This is a genomic window from Marinobacter sp. C2H3, from assembly GCF_037080155.1.
Classification (GTDB): Bacteria; Pseudomonadota; Gammaproteobacteria; order Pseudomonadales; family Oleiphilaceae; genus Marinobacter.
Genome location: NZ_JBBBNZ010000006.1, coordinates 81,336 through 102,094 on the forward strand (window position 1 = coordinate 81,336; position 20,759 = coordinate 102,094).

General features: G+C 63.0%; 17 protein-coding genes and 1 riboswitch. Of the genes, 7 read left to right on the forward strand and 10 right to left on the reverse strand.

Annotated elements, in window-relative coordinates; genetic code table 11:
- Positions 1 to 8: 8 nt before the first annotated feature.
- Complete coding sequence (gene ptsP / locus V3388_RS14985) at positions 9 to 2,312, reverse strand: phosphoenolpyruvate--protein phosphotransferase (protein WP_336368388.1); 2,304 nt, start codon at positions 2,310 to 2,312, stop codon at positions 9 to 11.
- A gap of 15 nt (positions 2,313 to 2,327) precedes the next feature.
- A complete protein-coding gene (locus V3388_RS14990; RefSeq protein WP_336368389.1) occupies positions 2,328 to 2,858 on the reverse strand; it encodes an RNA pyrophosphohydrolase in 531 nt (176 codons plus the stop codon).
- 180 nt (positions 2,859 to 3,038) lie between these two features.
- Between V3388_RS14990 and V3388_RS14995 the strand changes: the two genes are divergently transcribed.
- Positions 3,039 to 3,695, forward strand: coding sequence for an HAD family hydrolase (locus V3388_RS14995; RefSeq protein WP_336368390.1), 657 nt, complete (start codon positions 3,039 to 3,041; stop codon positions 3,693 to 3,695).
- Positions 3,696 to 3,854: 159 nt separating this feature from the next.
- On the opposite strand, the gene V3388_RS15000 is transcribed toward V3388_RS14995, so the two are convergent.
- The 3 genes from V3388_RS15000 to V3388_RS15010 are packed head-to-tail and all read right to left on the reverse strand — an operon-like array spanning position 3,855 to position 6,384.
- The gene (locus V3388_RS15000; RefSeq protein ID WP_336368391.1) at positions 3,855 to 5,051 is read right to left on the reverse strand and encodes a class I SAM-dependent rRNA methyltransferase; all 1,197 of its coding nucleotides are present in this window, start codon (positions 5,049 to 5,051) and stop codon (positions 3,855 to 3,857) included.
- A 5-nt stretch (positions 5,052 to 5,056) separates the two neighbouring features.
- The gene (gene gcvH, locus V3388_RS15005; RefSeq protein WP_336368392.1) at positions 5,057 to 5,449 is read right to left on the reverse strand and encodes a glycine cleavage system protein GcvH; all 393 of its coding nucleotides are present in this window, start codon (positions 5,447 to 5,449) and stop codon (positions 5,057 to 5,059) included.
- A 32-nt stretch (positions 5,450 to 5,481) separates the two neighbouring features.
- Positions 5,482 to 6,384, reverse strand: coding sequence for a LysR family transcriptional regulator (locus tag V3388_RS15010; protein WP_336368393.1), 903 nt, complete (start codon positions 6,382 to 6,384; stop codon positions 5,482 to 5,484).
- A 175-nt stretch (positions 6,385 to 6,559) separates the two neighbouring features.
- Between V3388_RS15010 and metE the strand changes: the two genes are divergently transcribed.
- The gene (gene metE / locus V3388_RS15015) at positions 6,560 to 8,851 is read left to right on the forward strand and encodes a 5-methyltetrahydropteroyltriglutamate--homocysteine S-methyltransferase (protein ID WP_336368394.1); all 2,292 of its coding nucleotides are present in this window, start codon (positions 6,560 to 6,562) and stop codon (positions 8,849 to 8,851) included.
- Here the strand turns inward: metE and cpdA are convergent.
- From cpdA to thiC, 4 genes are all read right to left on the reverse strand, one after another.
- The gene (gene cpdA / locus V3388_RS15020) at positions 8,845 to 9,651 is read right to left on the reverse strand and encodes a 3',5'-cyclic-AMP phosphodiesterase (protein WP_336368395.1); all 807 of its coding nucleotides are present in this window, start codon (positions 9,649 to 9,651) and stop codon (positions 8,845 to 8,847) included. The two genes, metE and cpdA, sit on opposite strands and share 7 nt — an antisense overlap.
- Before the next feature lie 156 nt (positions 9,652 to 9,807).
- The gene (locus tag V3388_RS15025; RefSeq protein WP_336368396.1) at positions 9,808 to 10,293 is read right to left on the reverse strand and encodes a DUF1249 domain-containing protein; all 486 of its coding nucleotides are present in this window, start codon (positions 10,291 to 10,293) and stop codon (positions 9,808 to 9,810) included.
- A complete protein-coding gene (locus tag V3388_RS15030; RefSeq protein ID WP_336368397.1) occupies positions 10,290 to 10,910 on the reverse strand; it encodes an NUDIX domain-containing protein in 621 nt (206 codons plus the stop codon). Before V3388_RS15030 ends, V3388_RS15025 begins: the two co-directional genes overlap by 4 nt.
- A gap of 626 nt (positions 10,911 to 11,536) precedes the next feature.
- Entirely contained in the window at positions 11,537 to 13,414 is a 1,878-nt protein-coding gene (thiC, locus tag V3388_RS15035) for a phosphomethylpyrimidine synthase ThiC (RefSeq protein ID WP_336368398.1), read from the reverse strand.
- Between the two features lie 82 nt (positions 13,415 to 13,496).
- A riboswitch (TPP riboswitch) is annotated at positions 13,497 to 13,615 on the reverse strand.
- 168 nt (positions 13,616 to 13,783) lie between these two features.
- Between thiC and V3388_RS15040 the strand changes: the two genes are divergently transcribed.
- Complete coding sequence (locus V3388_RS15040) at positions 13,784 to 15,157, forward strand: TolC family outer membrane protein (RefSeq protein WP_336368399.1); 1,374 nt, start codon at positions 13,784 to 13,786, stop codon at positions 15,155 to 15,157.
- Between the two features lie 31 nt (positions 15,158 to 15,188).
- Here V3388_RS15040 and waaA read toward each other — a convergent pair whose 3' ends face one another.
- Positions 15,189 to 16,442 (reverse strand): lipid IV(A) 3-deoxy-D-manno-octulosonic acid transferase, encoded by a 1,254-nt coding sequence (gene waaA, locus V3388_RS15045; RefSeq protein ID WP_336368400.1) that lies wholly within the window; start codon positions 16,440 to 16,442, stop codon positions 15,189 to 15,191.
- A gap of 113 nt (positions 16,443 to 16,555) precedes the next feature.
- On the opposite strand from waaA, the gene lpxL reads away from it, so the two are divergent.
- From lpxL to V3388_RS15065, 4 genes are all read left to right on the forward strand, one after another.
- Complete coding sequence (gene lpxL / locus V3388_RS15050) at positions 16,556 to 17,530, forward strand: LpxL/LpxP family Kdo(2)-lipid IV(A) lauroyl/palmitoleoyl acyltransferase (protein WP_336368401.1); 975 nt, start codon at positions 16,556 to 16,558, stop codon at positions 17,528 to 17,530.
- Positions 17,527 to 18,948 (forward strand): mannose-1-phosphate guanylyltransferase/mannose-6-phosphate isomerase, encoded by a 1,422-nt coding sequence (locus V3388_RS15055; protein ID WP_336368402.1) that lies wholly within the window; start codon positions 17,527 to 17,529, stop codon positions 18,946 to 18,948. The genes lpxL and V3388_RS15055 overlap by 4 nt, the downstream gene beginning before the upstream one ends.
- Entirely contained in the window at positions 18,945 to 19,844 is a 900-nt protein-coding gene (locus V3388_RS15060) for a lysophospholipid acyltransferase family protein (RefSeq protein ID WP_336368403.1), read from the forward strand. The genes V3388_RS15055 and V3388_RS15060 overlap by 4 nt, the downstream gene beginning before the upstream one ends.
- Before the next feature lie 70 nt (positions 19,845 to 19,914).
- A complete protein-coding gene (locus V3388_RS15065; RefSeq protein WP_336368404.1) occupies positions 19,915 to 20,751 on the forward strand; it encodes a glycosyltransferase family A protein in 837 nt (278 codons plus the stop codon).
- The last annotated feature ends 8 nt before the right edge of the window (positions 20,752 to 20,759 follow it).

The window sequence follows — 20,759 nt, forward strand, 5'->3', positions numbered from 1 at the left end:
TGAACTCCTTAGGCTGTCTGCTCCGCGATCACCGCGGACGACGTCCGGCCGGGGCGCAGGTAGCGTCCGAAACCGGCATTTCTGAGGGCAAGATCCACGCAGCTCTTGATCACGTGGGGCGAATCGAGCATGAGTACATCGTCCAGCAACTGCCCGGCCCAGTCCCGGCTCACGCTGCGGATCACCGACTTGACCTTGGGCAGGCTGGCGGCGTTCATCGACAGGGAATCGTAGCCCATGGCCATCAGCAGCAGCGCACCGCCCGGATCACCGGCCAGCTCGCCGCAGATGCCCACCGGTTTACCCACCGCGTGGGCATCCTGGGCGACCCGCACCAGCGCCTGCAGCACCGCCGGATGGTAGGAGTGGTACAGCTGGGCCACCCGCGGGTTGTTGCGGTCCACCGCCAACAGGTACTGGGTCAGGTCGTTGGAGCCAACCGACAGAAAATCCACCCGGTCCGCCAGCTCGCGGATCTGATAGACCGCCGCCGGCACCTCTACCATCACGCCCACCTTGGGCATCTGGATGTCGTAGCCCTCCTCACGGACCTCGTGGTACACCCGGTAAATCAGGTGCAGGGACTCCTCCACTTCGGAAATGTTGCTGATCATGGGCAGCATGATCTGCAGGTTGTTCAGGCCTTCGCTGGCCTTGAGCATGGCCCGAACCTGCACCAGGAAAATCTCCGGGTGATCCAGGGTCACGCGGATGCCGCGCCAGCCGAGGAACGGGTTTTCCTCGTGGATCGGGAAGTAGGTCAGCGCCTTGTCGCCGCCCACATCCAGGGTACGCATGGTCACCGGGTTGGGCGCAAAAGCCTCAAGCTGCTCCCGGTAGTATTCCCGCTGCTCCTGCTCGGACGGGAACCGGTCCTGGATCATGAACGGCACTTCGGTGCGGTACAGGCCGATGCCCTCGGCACCGTGGGACAGGGAGCGGACCACGTCGGTCATCAGCCCGGTGTTCACCAGCAACGAGACCCGGTGGCCATCGGTGGTTTCACAGGGCAGGTCCCGGAGCGCCTCAAGCCCCCGGACCAGCTCATTCTCCTCATCACAGATGGCCTGGAAGAACGCCCGCAGGTCCGCCGACGGCGAGGCAAACAGCTGGCCCTCAAAGCCATCCACGATCAGTTCCCGGCCATCGAGCTGGTTCACCGGAATGTCCACCAGCCCCATCACCGTGGGCACGCCCATGGCGCGGGCCAGAATGGCCACGTGGGAGTTGCTGGAGCCCTTGACCGACACCAGACCCACCAGTTGTCCTTTGGGCACCTCGCCCAACATAGCGGGAGTCAGCTCCTCGCTGACCAACACTGTGCGCTCCGGGAACTCCACCTGCCGGGTCTCGCCCTCCTGCAGGTGGGACAGCAGCCGCCGGCCGAGGTCCCGGATATCCACCGCCCGTTCCTGCAAGTAGTGGTCGTCCATGCGTTCAAAGTGGCGAACATACTGTTGCACCACCTGCTTTAAGGCGCCCTGCGCCCAGAAGCCTTCCCGAATGCGGTTAGCCACCTCACCGGGCAGGGCCTCGTCCCCCAGCATACGAAGGTACACTTCGAACAGGGCCTGCTCTTCTGGCCGAAGCTGACTGGCCAGCCGTCGGGCGACTCGCTCAATGTCTTCGCGCACGGCCAGAACGGCGGTGCGGAACCGCTCCAGCTCTCCGTCGATATCGTCTGTCGGTTTTTCCGGCACCACATCGAGATCCGCCGGTGGATACATCACCACACCGGTGCCAATGGCAACACCGGGCGCTCCGGGCACCCCGTTGAAACTGACGTCCCGCGTTTCCTTGCCGGTCAGAGACAGGCCGCTGATGGCCCCCGTCGCCTCACTGTGGGCAATGACGCCTGCCAACTGGGCCGACACTGTGACCAGAAAGGCCTCTTCACCCTCGTCAAAGGTTCGGGAACTCTCCCGCTGCTGGACCACCAGCACACCCAGCATCCGGCGATGGTGGATGATGGGCACACCCAGGAAGGAGCGGAAGCGCTCTTCCCCGGTCTCCGGGAAATAGCGATAACGCGGGTGGGAGGGCGCGTCCTCGAGATTGATCGGCTCTTCACGGGAGCCGACCAGACCGACCAGGCCCTCGGAATAACCCAGGCTAACCTGACCCACCGCCTTGCGGTAGAGGCCTTCGGTGGCCATAAGAATGTAGCGGTTGGAGGACGGGTCCAGCAGGTAAACGGAGCACACCTCGGTGCCCATGGCCTTTTGCACCCGCGAAACGATGATATCCAGCGCCTCCTGCAGATCGCGGGCGCTGTTTACCTCTTGTACAAGACTTCGCAGTGTGCTCAGCATGGCCCTATCAGCCCGTCATTGTGAAGAATCCTTCTGGCGCCGGGATAACTCGGCCCGACGCCACTGCTCCATACCCTGGAAGAGACGCGGCGCCAGTTCCCGGAGCGCGCGCCGATAGACTTCCCGCTTGAACGACACCACCTGTCCCAGCGGGTACCAGTAGCTAACCCACTGCCAGCCGTCGAACTCGGGTGAGTCGGTCCCGTCAACGCGCACCTGCGCGTCCGGGGAAAGCATCCTCAGCAGGAACCATTTCTGTTTTTGGCCAACGCACACCGGATGCGCGTTCTGCCGCACCATGCGCCTGGGCAGGCGGTATCTCAGCCAGCCGCGGGTACAGCTGATGATTTCCACGTCACGGGCGGTAAGGCCGATTTCCTCACCCAACTCCCGGTAAAGGGCTTCCTCGGGCGTTTCATCGGGGTTGATGCCCCCCTGGGGAAACTGCCAGGAATCCTGCCCGATGCGCCTTGCCCAGAGGACCTCGCCCCTGTGGTTGGCCAGAATGATTCCGACGTTGGGTCTGAAACCGTCTGAGTCGATCACGGCACAGTCCTCGTAGTAGTCGGCTGCCGGTTAAAAGTTAACCGGCCGGAATTGTCCAAGTTGCTCTCATTCTTACAGAATCCCAAGGCTTCGGCAAACGCGGCCGATCCGATCACGCCGTGGTAGACTGTCAGCCCATCGTTACCTCACCCTCGACTGACCAACGCCCGGAGACCTTCCTTGACGCTTGCTCTGTTTGACCTGGACAACACCCTCCTCGCCGGCGACAGCGACCACGCCTGGGGCGAATTTCTGGTGGAAGAAGGCATTGTGGATGAAGCCGAGCACCGCCGCGCCAACGACCGGTTCTATCAGGAGTACCTGAACGGCGAGCTGGATATTTTTCACTACCTGCGGTTTGCCCTCGCCCCGCTAACACGCTACCCGATGGACGAGCTGCTGGCCTGGCGCGCCACCTTCATGGAACGCAAGGTTCTGCCTATGCTGCAGAACAAGGCCCAGGCCCTGCTGGATCGCCACCGGCAGCAAGGCCACACGCTGATGATCATTACCGCCACCAACCGATTTGTGACCGAGCCGATTGCCGAGCGCTTGGGAGTGGAACACCTGATTGCCACCGACCCGGAAATTGTCGACGGCCGCTTTACCGGCGAAGTCGAGGGCGTCCCCAGCTTCCGCGAGGGCAAGGTCACCCGGCTCAACCACTGGATGGACAGCCGCCGCCAGTCCCTGGACGGCGCCTGGTTCTACAGTGACTCCCACAATGACGCACCTCTGTTGCAGGCAGTTGACCATCCGGTCGCAGTCGACCCGGACCCGACGCTGGAAGCACTGGCCCGGGCATCCGGCTGGCCGGTGATTTCACTGCGGGATTGACGCTGGGTAAAGCTGGGGTGAGATGAAAGAGCTCATCTGGCCCCGGAGACTGAAACAGGGGTCAGATGAAAGCGTTCATCTGACCCCGAGGGTTTGGCGGTGAATCAGGGGTCAGATGAAGGTTTTCATCTGACCCCGAACGCGGGCTCCGGCACCCGCTCAGAAAAACCCGGTCAGGGAGCGGACGAAGCAGGCTTTGATGTAGTCGGTTTCCGGGATACCCGGGACGATGGGATGATCCGGCGCCTGATGCCCCTGCTCCAGCAGCTGGACGAACCGGTCGATCTTGCGCCCGCTGGCACGAATGATGTCAATCAGGGCGGACTGGGACAGGTGCATGGAGCAGGAAGCCGAGACCAGCAGGCCGTCCCGCTCCAGCAGCCGCAGGCCCAGCTGGTTGAGCCGGGCGTAGGCCTGCTCGCCGGCCTTCTGGTCACGGCGACGGGGGATCAGTGCCGGCGGGTCCAGCACCACGATATCGTACTTCTGGCGTTCGTCCGCCAGCCCTTTGAGCACCTCGAACGCATCACCGGCCAGGGTGTCCACGTTGGCCAGGCCATTCAGGCGGGCGTTGTGCGCCACGGCATCCAACGCGCTGGCCGAGGCGTCCACGCAGGTCACCGACGCCGCGCCCGCATGGGCTGCCTGCAGGCCCCAGCCACCGGCGTAGCTGAACACATCCAGCACCCTCAGGCCCGGTGCGTACGCCTGCAGGCGCTGACGATTCATCCGGTGATCGTAAAACCAGCCCGTCTTCTGGCCGCCCGCCAGGGGCACCTCGAAACGGACGCCGTTTTCCTCCACCCGCAGGTCGGTCACTTCCGGCCCGTGGGCCTGCTCGACGTAGGTCTTCAGACCTTCCACCCGGCGCATCTTGCCGTCGTTCTTGAACACGATCGCTTTCGGCTGCACCAGGCGCTGTATGGCCCGGACCACCGCCTCCTTGAGGCGCTCCATGCCGGCGGTGGAAATCTGTACGATTATGGTGTCGTCGAAGCGATCCACCACCAGCCCGGAGAGCCCGTCGCTGTCGCCGAAGACCCAGCGGTAGAACGGCCGGTCGAACAGACGCTCCCTCAGGGCGAGGGCCTGTTCCATTCGCTCGGTCAGGCGTTTTGGGGTCATACCGTGGCTCGGATCCCGGCTGATCAGTCGCCCGCAGATCAGCGCGTGGGGATTCACGAAAACCACACCCAGGGGCTTATCGCCGGCGGTTCGCAGCTCGGCCTGGTCGCCGGGCTCAAAATCGGTCAGGGGCGTGCGTCGGGTATCCACCTCGTTGCTGTAGACCCACAGGTGGCCGGCCCGCAGACGCCGCTCGGCGCCTTTGCGCAGTGTCAAGACAGGAAGGGTCATCAAGGTCAGGCTTCCGCCGCCACGTGCTCGGCGTAGGCCGTCGCGTCCATCAGGCCGTCCAGCTCACCGGCATCGTCCAGGCGCACGCGGAACATCCAGCCATCGCCGTACGGGTCTTCGTTCAGCAATTCCGGCTCGTCTTCCAACTGCTCATTCACCGCAATCACTTCACCGGTGACGGGGCTGAACACGTCGGAGGCGGACTTCACCGACTCCGCCACGCCCGCTTCCTCGCCGCCGGTGACGGTCGCGCCCACTTCCGGTACGCCCACATAGACCACGTCGCCCAGCTGTTCCTGGGCAAAATCGGTGATGCCAACGGTGGCGGTGCCGTCATCCGCCACGCGCACCCACTGATGGGTTTCGAGGTATTTGAGATCTGCCGGGATGTCACTCATGGATCTGCTTCCTGTGGAATTTTCCGCGCAGTTTACCGCATGTCGGCGGCACCAGCGACACCCCGGGCGAGGGTCATGAACCCGTCCAGATAAGCCAGATTCCGGTCACCGTCCCGTAACCCCAGGAAGATCTGCTTGGCGATACCTGCGTTTCCGAGCCGCACCGGCACAATGGGCAGGCGCCGGGCGTACTCCCGCACCAGCCAGCCCGGCAATGCGGTGACGCCCCGCCCTGCCGCGACCATCTCAAGCATAATGTCTGTGGTTTCAATGGTTTTGTGCCGCGCCGGGCTGGTGTGGGCGGGCAGGAAGAACTGAGTGAAAATATCGAGCCGTTCAACATCGACCGGGTAAGTGATCAGCGTGTCCCGCTCCAACTGGTCGGGATCGGCCTGCCCAGCCCCGGCCAACGGATGGTGCCGGCTGACCACCAGCACCAGCTCGTAATCGAATACCGGCTCGAAGTGAAGGCCGGGGCGATGGAGCGGATCCGGGGTGACCAGCAAATCAATTTCATGGCCAAACAGGGCGCCGATGCCACCAAACTGGAATTTCTGCTTAACGTCCACGTCCACGTCGGGCCACTGCTCCAGATAGGGGCCAACCACCCGAAGCAACCACTGGTAGCAGGGGTGACACTCCATACCGATTCTCAGCGCCCCGCGCTGGCCCCGGGCGTACTGGCGTACGACCTGTTCGGCGTGCTCAAGCTGCGGCAGCACCCGATTGGCCAATGCCAACAGGTATTCGCCGGCCTGGGTGGGCCGCAGGCGCCGCCCCTCCCGGAACCAGAGCGGCGCGCCCAGCTGATCTTCCAGTTTGCGCACCGCGTGGCTGAGCGCTGACTGGGTCAGGTGCAGGGCGTCCGCCGCCGCGGTCAGGGACCCTTCGCGATCGACAGCGGCCACGATGGCAAGATGATGACGGTCCAGCATGGCAGGTCTCCGAACAGTAGGGTCGTCGGGCGCGCCGCCCAGACGGTGAGCACGCCCAATCCATGACCAAAATTCATGGATCGTTGAAATATTACCATTATTTTTCATTCCTTCGAGAGCCTATCCTGCGTGAATTCATAAACGCCATGGCCAACATCGAATCGGAGAAACTCTTATGGTAACCACTCACTCACTCGGATACCCGAGGATTGGCAAGCACCGCGAGCTCAAATTCGCCCTGGAAACCTACTGGAAGGGCAACCTATCCGCCGACGAGCTCGAACGCACCGCCGCCGACCTGCGCCGGCGGCACTGGCTGGACCAGAGCCATCTGGACTGGGTGCCCGTCGGCGACTTTTCCCTGTACGACCAGGTTCTGGATATGAGCGCCACACTGGGTAACCTGCCAGCACGTGTGCTGAGCAGCGACCGGGGCCCAGACCTTGATGCCTACTTCCGGGCGGCCCGTGGCCGCAGCCAAGCCTGTTGCGGAGGCGGCGTCACGGCGGGGGAGATGACCAAATGGTTCGACACCAATTACCACTACATCGTGCCGGAACTGGACCAAACCACCCGGTTCACGCTCAACCCCGAGCGCTTGCTGGCCCAGTTTCAGGAGGCCCGCCAGCAGGGGCACAACGCGAAACCGGTGATCCTGGGACCCGTTACGTATCTGTGGCTGGCCAAGAGCACCGACGGCAGCCCCAAACTGGATGCGCTGCCAGGCCTTCTGACGGTCTACGGCCAGTTGCTCGAGCAACTGGCCGAGGCGGGCGCGGACTGGATACAGGTGGATGAACCGGCGCTGGTGACCGAACTGGACGCCGATTGGCGCCACGCCTTTGAGCTGGCCTATCACCAGCTCAAGGGCTGCCGGCCGAAGCTGCTGGTGACCACCTATTTCGGGCAGTTGCGGGAAAACCTGCAGCTTGCCTGCGAATTGCCGGTGGCGGGCCTTCATCTGGACGCCGTCAGTGCCCGCCCCGAAGTGGAACGGCTGATCGACTGGCTGCCCGCCCACAAGGTTCTCTCCCTTGGCGTCATTAATGGCCGGAATGTGTGGGCCACTGATCTGACCCCTCTGCTGGACTGGCTCGAGCCCCTCTACGCCAGGCTGCGAGATCGGCTCTGGCTGGCGCCGTCCTGCTCCTTGCTGCACGTGCCGGTAGACCTTGAGCTGGAAGCGGCGTTGGACCCGACGCTAGTCCAGTGGCTGGCGTTTGCCCGGCAGAAGCTGGCGGAACTGAGCCTGCTGGCCACCGCACTGACCGATGGCCGCGAACGGATTTCCGGGGCGCTTTCCGCCAACCGGGACGCCCTCAGCTCGCGTCGGGCCTCACCCCTCACCCGCCGGGACGATGTCCGGGCCGCCCTCGGCCGGGTCACGCCGCAACTGGGCAGCCGCCAGGCACCCTACGCCGAGCGGGCGCTGTTACAGGCCCGTCGGCTGAACCTGCCGCCTTACCCGACCACCACCATCGGGTCCTTTCCGCAAACACCGGACATCCGGCAGGCCCGACGGGCCTTTCGCCAGGGGGAACTGGATGAAAGCGGTTATCACCACCGCATCCGCCAGGAAATCGCCCGGTGCGTGGAAGAGCAGGAAGCCTTGGGTCTTGACGTGCTGGTCCACGGCGAGGCTGAGCGCAACGACATGGTGGAATATTTCGGCGAGCGGTTGGACGGCTTTGCCTTTACTCAGTTCGGGTGGGTTCAGTCCTACGGTTCCCGGTGCGTGAAGCCACCGATCCTGTACGGCGACGTTCGACGTCCAAACCCGATGACCATCGACTGGTTCCGCTACGCCCAGTCGCTCACGTCCAGGCCGGTCAAGGGCATGCTGACCGGGCCGGTGACGCTGCTGAACTGGTCGTTCGTGCGGGATGACCAGCCCCGTAGTGAGACCTGCTGGCAACTGGCGCTGGCGGTGCGAGAGGAAGTACAGGACCTGGAGCGGGCCGGTGCCGCCGTGATCCAGATCGACGAAGCGGCTCTAAGGGAGGGCCTGCCTTTGCGCCGATCGGACTGGCCTGAATACCTCGACTGGGCCATCGACGCGTTTCGCCTGGCGGCCAACGGTGTCGACAACCAAACCCAGATCCACACCCACATGTGCTATTCGGAGTTCAACGACATTCTTGACGCCATTGCCCGCATGGACGCGGACGTGATCACCATCGAAAACGCCCGTTCCCACAACGCGCTGCTTGACGCCTTCCGAGAGGTGGACTACCCGAACGATTTAGGCCCTGGCGTGTACGACATCCACTCGCCCAACGTGCCAGCCGCAGCGCAGATTGCCGATCTGCTCCGGCAGGCGGCACAGCGTCTGCCGGCGCAAAAACTCTGGGTGAACCCGGATTGCGGCCTCAAGACTCGCCGGTGGGAGGAGGTCCGGCCGGCACTGGCGGCGATGGTGGCCGCCGCCGCCGAACTGCGGGAAGGCGTAGAAGCGGTCGCTCAGTAACCCGCGCTGGTCTCGTCGAGATCGAACTGGAAGGCGGTGGCCCGGCCCACGTCGGTGTGGAATCGGCCATCCGCCGCCAGTTCGAACCAGCGATAGCCGGGCGCGAGGGGCTCCACGGAGAACTGCGACGACCCGGTGGCGAACTGAATGCAAGTGGACGGCGAGGCCAGCAGCGTCACGCCGTTGCGGCGCGCGGTGTACTCCTGGTGAATGTGCCCCCAGAGCACGATGCGCACCTGAGGGTGCCGGTCCAGCACTGCCCAGAGCGCATCCGCGTTGTTCAGACCGATACCGGACATCCAGTCGCAGCCAATATCCACCGGATGGTGATGCAGGGTGACCAGTGCCGGCCGCTCCGGGTGGGCCGCCAGCGTAGCGTCCAGAAACGTCAACTCGGCGTTGCTCAGTTCGCCATGGACCTTGCCCGGCACGGAGGAGTCCAGCAGCACGATCTGCCAGCCGCCTTCCAGGATGGCCCTGTGGCGGGCGCCAAACCGCTCCGCCGCGTCTGCCAGCCGGTCCGCATGGTCGTGATTCCCGGCAATCCAGGCACTGGGAGATTGGAATGCAGACAGGCGTTCGCCGAACACCTGGTAGGCGGCCGCCGACCCGTCTTGGGCCAGGTCGCCAGTGGCCAGCACCAGATCCGGCTGGCCATGGCGGGCCAGGGCTTCCTGAATCACCGCATCAAGGCTGTCCAGAGTGACGACGCCAAGCAGCGCGCCCTCGGCGTTGGCCATCAGGTGGGGATCGGTTATCTGGAGCACCTTCAGCGGGCGCGCCGCGGCGGCGTGGGTCATGGGTTAGCCTGTTGTCGACCTGGTAAACGCGTTAAATTCCCAACAAGTGTACGATGGACACCGGCCGAATGGTCGTCCGCAAATGCCACAGGCTTCACAGAACGACAAGTCGCTAACAAACCGTTGCAGAAATTGACAACTGCGGCACACAGGCCGTCAGTCGGCGGCCTGATTGGCCGACCAGAGGGCATGTTCCATGGGCAGGTGGCCGAACTTGAGGCAGTAATCCAGCCAGTCCGCCAGAAAACCATTGATCTGCGCCTTCTCATCCGGGTGATGCATGAACCGGTTGGGGTAGTCGTTCACCGGCGCGATCTGGCGATCCCGATAGCAGCTGATCACCTCCGCCATGGCGGCATCGTGGTAGACCCGCACCGTCATCAGGGGATTATTCAGCCAACGCCCGGAATTGTGCACCTGCTCCAGCAGCAGGGTTTCGGTAAACCGTGCGGTTTGCAGAACCGTGATCCGTACCCGGCCCAGGTACTGGTTTTCCCGGTGCAGCTCAAATTCACTGACCGGCTGGCCGTCAGCCTCCAACTGGCGAAGCCGGCGCAATCGCTGATAGTTGCCGTCGCACAGGGCGCCAAGCTGGCGCAGATCCGGCACGTAACGTTTGGGGCGTTTAATCCATTCGGTCATTCGGGGGTGTCTCCACGCAGCCTCGGCCGATTCAGTTGCAGCCATTGAAGGGCGATGATCGCCGCCGCGTTGTTGATACGGCCATCGTGGATCATCGCTATGGCATCCTCTGCCGGCACCACATGGGCGCGAATGTCCTCGTGTTCGTGATCCAGGCCATACAGGCCGCCAGCGCCATGGGTGCTGGTTTCGCCAAAGTACAGGTGGATCATTTCGGTGGTGCCGCCGGGGGACACCAGATAATCACAGATTTTTTCCAGCCGGCGGAAGCTCAGGCCGGCTTCTTCCTGCGCTTCGCGGCTGGCGACGTCTTCAGGCCGCTCGCCGGGTTCGTTCATGCCGGCGACCAGTTCCAGCAGCCAGGGCGACTGGTTCCGGCCAAGGGCGCCGAGGCGGAACTGTTCGAGCAGCACCACTTCGTCCCGCCGCGGGTCGTAGGGCAGCACGCAGGTGGCGTCGCCCCGGAGGAACAGTTCCCGGGTGAATACGGGCATCTGTCCGCCGTCGAAGCGCGGGTGAGTCAGCCAGAGTTTGTCCATGCGGAAGAAGCCCTGGAAGACGGTTTCGCGTTTTTCGATGGTGACGTCGTCGGCGCTGAACTGAAACGGTTTCGGCATCGGGGGTTCCGTGTTTGAGTCGGCTTTGAACGATAGCCTTTGGGATTGGCCGGCTGCAAGTGGCGTTCTGTCAAGGTTACGACCGTGCTTGGGTGGCGGCCTTGTGAAGACTGGTTGTTGCGGGGGTTGGACGGGTTGGGGCGGGCGGCCAAAAACCCGCTCCTTCGGCCATCCATGGGCGCTTGAGCTCCGCCCCTCAGCGCTTATTGCTCCTGCGTCGCGCTGAGGGTCCTGGGCTGGCCTTCCATGGCCAGCCCGTGGAGCGCTATCGCGCTCCACCCATGGCTCCGCACAGTTTTTGGCCGCCCGCCCCAACCCGCCCTGCCGGACTAACTGCTAGTCGCCTTGGCGATACTGATCATATGACTTCGGTAATATGTAGGTTAATTCAACGCCCTTCCGCCTGAATACCTTATCTCCCACTGTTTGAAGCCCTTCCCGCCAGAGCGATATTGGCCAAAGCCAGAACGAGCCGGGGTGGAGGCCTTGTTCAGAAACGTGCGGAGCCAGGGATGGCGGAGCCCGAGACGCACAGGGACGTCTCGAGTCGCTTTCTGAACAAGGCCACCACCCCGGCTCCGGGCACGGCTCATCAGGCTACACGTCGACGAACAACGGCATTCACCTCAAACCTTGTCATACAGCTTGGAGCCAGACGCCACGAACTCCCGGGATTTCTCCTGCATGCCTACGTCGATGGCCGACACCTCGTCGATGCCGTTCTCCGCGGCGTAGTCCCGGACCTCCTGGGAGATTTTCATGGAGCAGAACTTGGGGCCGCACATGGAGCAGAAGTGCGCCACCTTGGCCGAGTCCTTGGGCAGGGTCTCGTCGTGGTAAGACCGCGCCGTGTCCGGGTCCAGGCCCAGGTTGAACTGATCCTCCCAGCGGAACTCGAAGCGAGCCTTGGACAACGCATTGTCCCGGATCTGGGCGCCCGGATGGCCCTTGGCCAGATCGGCCGCGTGGGCGGCGATCTTGTAGGTGATGATGCCGGTTTTCACATCGTCCTTGTTGGGCAGCCCCAGATGCTCCTTGGGGGTGACGTAGCACAGCATGGCGCAGCCGTACCAGCCGATCATCGCCGCACCGATGCCCGAGGTAATGTGATCGTAGCCCGGCGCAATGTCGGTGATCAGCGGTCCGAGGGTGTAGAACGGCGCCTCGTCGCAGCACTCCAGCTGCTTGTCCATGTTCTCCTTGATCAACTGCATGGGCACATGGCCCGGGCCCTCGATCATGCACTGCACATCGTGCTTCCAGGCGATTTTGGTGAGTTCACCCAGGGTTTCCAGCTCACCAAACTGGGCGGCGTCGTTGGCGTCTGCGATGGAGCCAGGACGCAAACCGTCGCCCAGGCTGAAAGACACATCGTACGCCTTCATGATCTCGCAGATGTCCTCAAAGTGCTCGTACAGGAAGCTTTCCTTGTGGTGGGCCAGGCACCACTTGGCCATGATGGAGCCGCCCCGGGACACGATGCCGGTGGTGCGTTTGGCGGTCAGCGGCACGTGATGGAGCCGCACGCCAGCGTGGATGGTGAAGTAGTCCACGCCCTGCTCCGCCTGCTCGATCAGCGTGTCGCGGAAAATTTCCCACGTGAGGTCCTCGGCGACACCGCCCACCTTTTCCAGGGCCTGGTAGATCGGCACCGTGCCGATGGGCACTGGCGAGTTGCGGATGATCCACTCCCGGGTTTCGTGGATGTTCTTGCCGGTGGACAAATCCATGATGGTGTCCGCACCCCAGCGAATGCCCCAGGTGAGCTTTTCCACTTCTTCCTCAATGGACGAGGTCACCGCCGAGTTGCCGATGTTGCCGTTGATCTTCACCAGGAAGTTACGGCCGATGATCATCGGCTCGATTTCCGGGTGGTTGATGTTGGCGGGGATGATCGCCCGGCCCCGGGCCACTTCGTCCCGGACAAACTCCGGTGTGATTTCCGCCGGCAGGCTGGCGCCGAAGGACTGGCCGGGGTGCTGCTGGTCCAGCAGTCCCTGGGCCCGGGCGTCCTGCAGCTTCAGGTTTTCCCGGATGGCGATGTATTCCATTTCCGGGGTGATGATGCCCTGGCGGGCGTAGTGCATCTGGCTCACGTTCCGGCCGGGTTTGGCCCGCAGCGGCTTGCGCTCGTCCATGAACCGCAGGGGGTCCAGGGTTGGGTCCTTCATTCGGCGGCGGGTGAATTCGGAGGTGTAGCCGTCGAGGGCTTCCACGTCGCCCCGCTCGGCAATCCAGCCAGCGCGAACCGGTTTCAGGCCCTTGCGCAGGTCAATGGTGGCATCCGGATCGGTGTACGGGCCGGAGGTGTCGTACACCACCACCGGGGGGTTCTTCTCGCCCCCCATTTCCGTTGGGGTGTCCGCCACCGTAATTTCCCGCATGGGCACCCGGAGATCGGATCGGCTACCCTCTACGTAGATTTTTCGTGAGCTTGGTAACGGTTTTATGGCGGCAGAATCCACCGTGGCGGAATCGCTGAGGTAAGACGGTAACTCGTTCATGGGTCGCTCCCGGTTGCGTTGGGTATCGGGTCGCGTATGACGAGGCGTCGGAACGATCGGGCGGTCTTTGAGGGCTGGCCGGTGATCGCTGTGTCTTAAATCCCTACGCCGGTATTATCCGGATCAGGTTGCGGGTTTTGCAGTTGCAATCTCAGCCGGTGTCTGCGCGTTGCGTCAGCACCAGCACCCCGTCAAGACGCGAGTGTTCACTTGGTTGCCACACTGAATGTGTGAACTTGGCAAGTGTAGAGCCGCGGCTGATTATTGTCCATAATGGCCCACCAAACCGTTGCAGACAGCCGTTGCGGCAGCGTTCCGCCTTCCCGGGGCTTATCGGCACCCGTGAGCACAGGTATCTCAGGAGAACCAATGAACAAACGACTGATGTCCGGACTGATTGGTCTGATGGCGGCCCAGCCGGTGCTGGCCATGGACCTTGTGGAAACGTACAACAAGGCGCTTACCTACGATTCCGGCCTGGCGGCGGCCAAGGCCACGTTTGAGGCCCAGAAGGCGGCGGTGGACGTCAGCAAGAGCGCGCTGCTGCCCCAGATCGGCGCGTCCGCCGAGGCCCAACACATTGACGTGGATGGCGACGCCCAGGACGAGAGCTACAAGTCCTACAACTACGGCGTCAACCTCACCCAACCGCTGTTCCGAGCCGATGCCTGGTTCCGCTACGACGCCAGCAAGTTCCAGACGAAATCCGCCGAGGCCCAATACAACCTGGCGCAGCAACAGCTGATTCTGGACGTGGCCACCGCTTACTTTAACGTTTTGCGGGCGCAGGACACCGTCACCACTGCCAAGGCCACCGAAGCGGCCATCAAGCGCCAGTACGAGCAGGCCCAGCAACAGTATGATGTCGGCCTGATTGCTATCACGGCGGTATATGAAGCCCGTGCCAGCTACGACGACAGCCGTAGCCAGCGCATCGCCGCCGAAAACCAACTGAACGTGGCCCGGGAGCGCTTGGCCCGGCTGACCGGCGAATACGCCGACGACCTGGAAAACCTGCGCCGCAATTTCCCGCTGGACCGCCCGAGCCCAATGGACCCGTCCGCCTGGGAAACCACCGCGCTGGCCCAGAACTGGTCCATCCAATCCGCGCTGTACCAGCTGGATGCCAGCCAGTCGAACCTGAAGGAAGCCAAGGCCGGCCACTACCCGACGCTTGACCTGAACGCCTCCTACGGCAAAACCCGCATTGAGGACGGCAGCGCGCTGGCCGCCTCCCGCGCTGACGGCACCCAGGGCGTCATTGGCCTGACCCTGAACGTACCGCTGTATTCTGGCGGCGGCACCCAGGCCGGCGTGCGGCAGCAACGGTCGTTGGTCACGGTGGCGGAAGAACAACTGAACACGACCCGCCGGGATGTCCGGGTGAACACCCGTAGCCTGTTCCTGACGGTGAACAACAACATCGCGACCGCGTCTGCCCTGGAGCAGACCATCGTGTCCCGTCGCAGCGCCCTGGACGCGACCCGGGCCGGTTATGAGGTGGGTACCCGGAACATCGTAGAAGTGCTGGACGCGGAACGGGCCTACTACGTCTCTCTGCGGGACTTCGCCAACGCGCGCTACGACTACGTGGTGAATACGCTTCAGTTGAAACAGGCCGCCGGCACCCTGAGCCCCCAGGACCTGATTGACCTGAACAACTGGCTGAGTGAGACCGCGCCGGGCATCGAGGCGATTGCCAACGAGTCCAAGGTGCTGGACGACCCGACCGAAAAACCCTGAAGGACCGCTGTATCGGGCGGTTGGCAAGGATTTACAGCCGCCCGACGATCCCCTTAACGACCTGCGCCAGCGCGCCCCGGTTGTGGTCCACCACCTGGCGGGCGTGCTGGCCAACCTGTTCCCTGACCTTGCGGTGTCCGAACCAGTCCAGCAACACCCCGGCGAGAGCGTCCGCGTCTGACACGACGCGAACGCCGCCGCCCGCCTCCAACGTGTGATAGACCGTCTCGAAATTGAACACGTGGGGCCCGGACAATACCGGCACACCCCAGGCCGCCGGTTCCAGCGGATTGTGCCCGCCCCGGGGCACCAGCGAACCGCCGACAAATGCCACGTCACTGGCACCGTACAGAGCCATCAATTCTCCCATGGTATCCCCCAGGTACACCTGAGCGGTTACCGGGGGCTGAGCCAGGGAGCGCCGGGCCAGGCTCAGGCCGTGGGCCGCCACTTTGGTGGCAACCGTCTCGAAACGGTCTGGATGACGGGGCACCAGAATCAACAAGGCGTCCGGATGCTGCGCCAGCAGTTGTTCGTGGGCAAAGAGCAGCTGGCCATCCTCGCCGGCGTGGGTGCTGCCGCCGATCCACACCGGTCGCTGGCCGATCTGCGCCTTGAGATCCTGGGCGGCGTGGCGCACCGCCTCAGGAATATCCACATCAAACTTGATGGTGCCGGTGACCGATACCCGGCCTGGCGGCACGCCAATGAGCCGGAAGCGTTCGGCGTCGGCCTCCGCCTGGGCGGCCACCCAGTCGATGCTCTGTAACACCGGCTTCGCCAGCCGGCCCACCCGCTCGTAGCCACGGGCGGAGCGCTCCGACAACCGGGCGTTGATCAGCAGCACTGGCACCTGCCGCTGGCGGCATTGAAGGATCATAGTGGGCCAGATTTCCGTTTCCAGGATCACCAGCACGGCGGGGCGAACCCGAGCAAGAAAGCGGCGCACCGCCCCGGGGGTGTCATAGGGCGCGTAGGCGTAGCGTACCCGGTCGCCGAACATGCGCCGGGCCTGGGCCATGCCGGTGTCGGTGGTGGCGGTCATCAGCACTGTGGTGCCATCATCCCGCTCAAGCAACCGGCGTACCACCGGACCGGCCGCAATGGTTTCGCCCACGGACACCGCGTGCACCCACACCACCCGACCGTCCAGGCGGGGCGCGTAGCCGAGCCGGTGCCACCAATCCTGGCGCAGGCCCGGCGCCCGCCGGCCGCGCCACCACAGCCGCAGCAGAATGAACGGCAGGCACAAGCGAATCAGAATGGAATAGAGAATTTGAAGCACGGACGACTCCCGGCAAAACAATACGTTATCATATCGCATATCCGCCGGACGCCGCACACGGACCGGGTGCCGGGTGAACCGTCTTTTCGTGACTTGCCAAGCAGAGCTGCCCTGTGACCAAAACGCGCCGCAAAGCCCCCCGAAACACCGATTACCGGGCCTACCGCCACCCCCGCTGGTGGCCCACCTGGCTGATGATCGGGCTGATGTGGCTGGCAGCCCAGCTGCCCATTGCCTGGCAGTGGTCGCTGGGCCGGGGCCTTGGACGGCTGGCCTGGCGGTTTGCCCGCAGCCGCCGGCACATCACCGAAACCAACATCCGGCTCTGTTTCCCCGAGCTGTCGGACGCCGAGCAGGCCGAGCTGGTCCGCCAGGCCTTTGAAGCCAACGGCATCGGCGTGCTGGAGCTGGGCATTGCCTGGTTCCGGGACCCGGCCGATCTGGCCGGCATCACCCGCATTCACGGGCACGAGCACTTTGAAGCCGCCCTCGCCCACGGCAAGGGCGTGCTGCTGCTGGGCGGCCACTACAGCACCCTGGACCTGGGCGGCAGCCTGGTGACCGAGGTCATCGACGCCGACGTGATGCAGCGGGACCACAACAATCCGCTGGTCAACGCGGTGATGACCCGGGCCCGGGAGCGCCGGTACGGCACGGTTCTGGGCGCTCGGGACCTGCGCGGCCTGTTCCGCAGCCTGAAGCAGAACCGTGCCGTGTGGTACGCCACCGATCAGGACTACGGCCGCAAGGACATCGTCTTCGCCCCGTTTTTCGGCATTGAGACCGGCACCATCACCGCCACCTCCCGCATTGCGGAACGCAGCGGCTGCCGGGTCGTACCGTTCAGCCACTTCCGGCGGAATGACGCCCCGGGCTACGATATCTACTTTCACCCCGCGCTGGAGGACTTCCCCAGCGGCGACGACCTGGCCGACGCCACCCGCACGAACGCGATTATCGAGCGGGAAATCCGCAAGGCCCCCGCCCAGTACCTGTGGATGCACCGCCGGTTCAAGACCCGTCCGGAGCGGGGCGATCCGGGGTTTTACGGGCGGCGCGGCAAAAAACGCAGGAGAAGAAGGCAATGATCCATCCAGTTATCCTAGCCGGCGGCACGGGCACGAGGCTTTGGCCGTTATCCAGAGAACTGAATCCAAAACAGTTTCTGCGGCTGACCGATGATCACCAGTCCATGTTGCAGCTCACGGTGGATCGGCTTTCCGGGCTCGAAACCGAGGCTCCGTTGATCGTTTGTCAGGACGAGCACCGGTTCCTGGCTGCCGAGCATCTCCGCCAAAAAGGCTACGATCACCCCCGGATTCTACTGGAACCCTGTGGTCGAAATACCGCGCCGGCACTGGCACTCGCGGCGCTGGAATGCCTGGAGTCATTACCGGACGGAGACGCCGACCCTCTCCTGCTGGTGCTCGCGGCCGATCATGACATCGCCGACATTGAGGCGTTTCAGGACAGTGTCCGACAGGCCGAGCGCCTTGCCCGTGCCGGCCGTTTAGTGACGTTCGGCATCACCCCGACGCATCCGGAAACCGGCTACGGCTATATCCAGCGTGGCAAGCCTTTCCCGGAAGGCGGTTTCGAGCTGGCCCGATTTGTCGAAAAGCCAGATGCTGAAACGGCGGGCGCCTACCTGGCGTCCGGCGAGTACCTCTGGAACAGCGGGATGTTCCTGTTCCCAGCCAGACAGCTGTTGTCAGAGCTCGCTGCCCATGCACCGCAGATTCTCGAGGCCTGCACCGCAGCAATGGCCCATCGCACAACCGATATGGACTTCATACGCGTCGCACCGGATGCGTTCGAAGCCAGCCCCTCGCTATCCATTGACTACGCTGTCATGGAAAGAACAAACGCCGGCGCAGTAGTGCCAATGACCGCTGGCTGGAGTGACGTCGGCTCCTGGTCAGCGCTCTGGCAGATTGCCAAGCGGGACGACCAGGGCAATAGCCTTCGAGGCGATGCACTCGCGGAAGACACCAAGAACACCCTGATCCACGCTGACAGCCGACTGGTTGCCACCTTGGGCGTGAGCGACCTGGTAGTTGTAGAAACCCCCGACGCCGTTCTGATCGCGCACCGGGAACGCGCTCAGGATATCGGCAAACTGGCGAAGCGACTCAGCGCCAGCCAGCGCAACGAGGCTCGCAACCACAGGGAAGTCTGTCGTCCTTGGGGGTTTTACGATGCGATTGATCAGGGACACCGCTATCAAGTAAAACGGATCACTGTAAAACCGGGAGCTAAATTATCCCTCCAAATGCACCACCATCGAGCTGAGCACTGGGTCGTCGTCAGCGGCACGGCGAAGGTCACAAACGGTGATCGCACCTATTTGGTTACTGAAAACCAGTCGACGTTCATTCCCGTTGGCCAGACGCACTGCCTGGAAAATCCAGGTGTTATTGACCTGGAGTTGATCGAGGTTCAGTCCGGCCCCTATCTTGGCGAGGATGATATCGTCCGGTTCGAGGATTCATACGGTCGATCATGAGCAGACTAAAATACGTTCTGATTACCGGCGCTCTTCGCCTTGCCAGCCTTCTCTCTCTGAGGGCCGCCCAGGCGATCGGGCGCTGGCTGGGCAGCCTAGCGTGGCTGCTGGGCACCGGCGCCCGCAAGGTCACCGAGATCAACGTACGAGCGTGCCTGCCTGAGCTGTCATCGTCGGACCAGGCATCGCTTTCACGGCAGTCCCTTGCACACACCGGTATGGCAGCCCTGGAAATCCCGCTGATGTGGGAGTGGCCGGTAGAGCGATGCCTGGGCCTCGTTCGGGAAACCGTCGGGCTGGAGCTGATCGACAAGGCCCGTGCAAACGGCCGGGGCCTGATTCTTCTGGCACCGCACCTCGGCAACTGGGAGCTTGCCGGGCTGTTTTTCTCTTCCCGGTACAACATGGCCGCCCTATACAGCCCGCCCGACCTGCCCGAGTTCGAGCAATACATGATTCGTGTGCGGGGGCGCCTCGGTTCGGAACTTGTCCGAGGAGACCGGCGGGGCCTGCTCCGTATGATGTCAATACTTAAGGAAGGCGAGGTTGTCGGGATCCTCCCCGACCAGTCGCCGAGGGGGAAGACGAATGTTTATGCACCGTTCTTTGGGCATACCGTCCGGACAATGACGCTGGTCAACAAGTTGCTCAGAAAAACCGGTGCTGCGGCGCTCCTTACTTACGCCGAGCGCTTGCCTGATGGGCAGGGATTCAAACTGGTTGTTAGCGAGGCGGAAAACGGCCTAGACACTGACGACCCCGAGGCCGCAGCCGCAGCGCTCAACCTCACGGTGGAGAAAGCGGTTCGCATGGCGCCAGAACAGTATCAATGGGAATACAAGCGGCTTCGTCATCAACCGGATGGATGCCCAAACCCCTATAACCCTGAACGATAAGTGGTTTTTTATGTTTAGAGCGAAGCGACGGGCTGACCGACTGAAAGCCAAACAGTCGACAATACAGCTCATGAAAGAAATTGTGCTATCGGCCCAATACCTGCAGTCTGCGCTCAGCGGGACGGGGGGCGTTGTCGGTAATGATAGGCCCCATGACATCATTGTCTCGCTGACAACCTACGGCAAGCGGCTCAATAATGTCTATTTGACGATTGAAAGCCTGTTTCAGCAATCGCTGAAGCCGGACAGGATTCTCCTGTGGATCGACAGCGAAACCGATAAGCAGCAGATCCCGGAGATATTGCGCCTTCAGGAAAAACGGGGGTTCGAGATCCGATACATGGAACGGGATCTGGGGCCCTACAGCAAATTCTTTTATACGCTGCAGGCCTACCCAGAGAGCCTCATTATCACCGTCGACGACGACACCCTCTACCCTCCCGATATGGTTGATATGCTCTACCGGGCCTGGACGGCTGACCCCACCGTGGTCCCTTGTCACCGAGCGCACGCCATGATTAAGGATTCGAGAGGGGGGCTGATTCCCTACAAGCAGTGGCCGAAGGGCCAGGGCAGTGTGGAGCCTTCACTGCTGAATTTCCCGACCGGGGTGGGCGGAGTGCTTTATTTCCCGGGATGCTTTGACGACAACATCCTCAACAAGGACTTGTTCATGTCAATCTGCCCGAATTCAGACGATATCTGGCTCAAGGCAATGACATTAAAAAAAGGCACCCGCTGCAGACAGGTTGATGACAATCGCAGCTACGGCACCCGTTTTCTGACCATCGAGGGCTCACAGGCCCAGGCGTTGAAACGGGGAAACAAGTCGGGCCCTATGAGCAACGATGTCAAACTCAAGGCGGTATGGGATCATTTTGATTTGTGGCAGAGCCTGAAAGACTAATGCCGTCG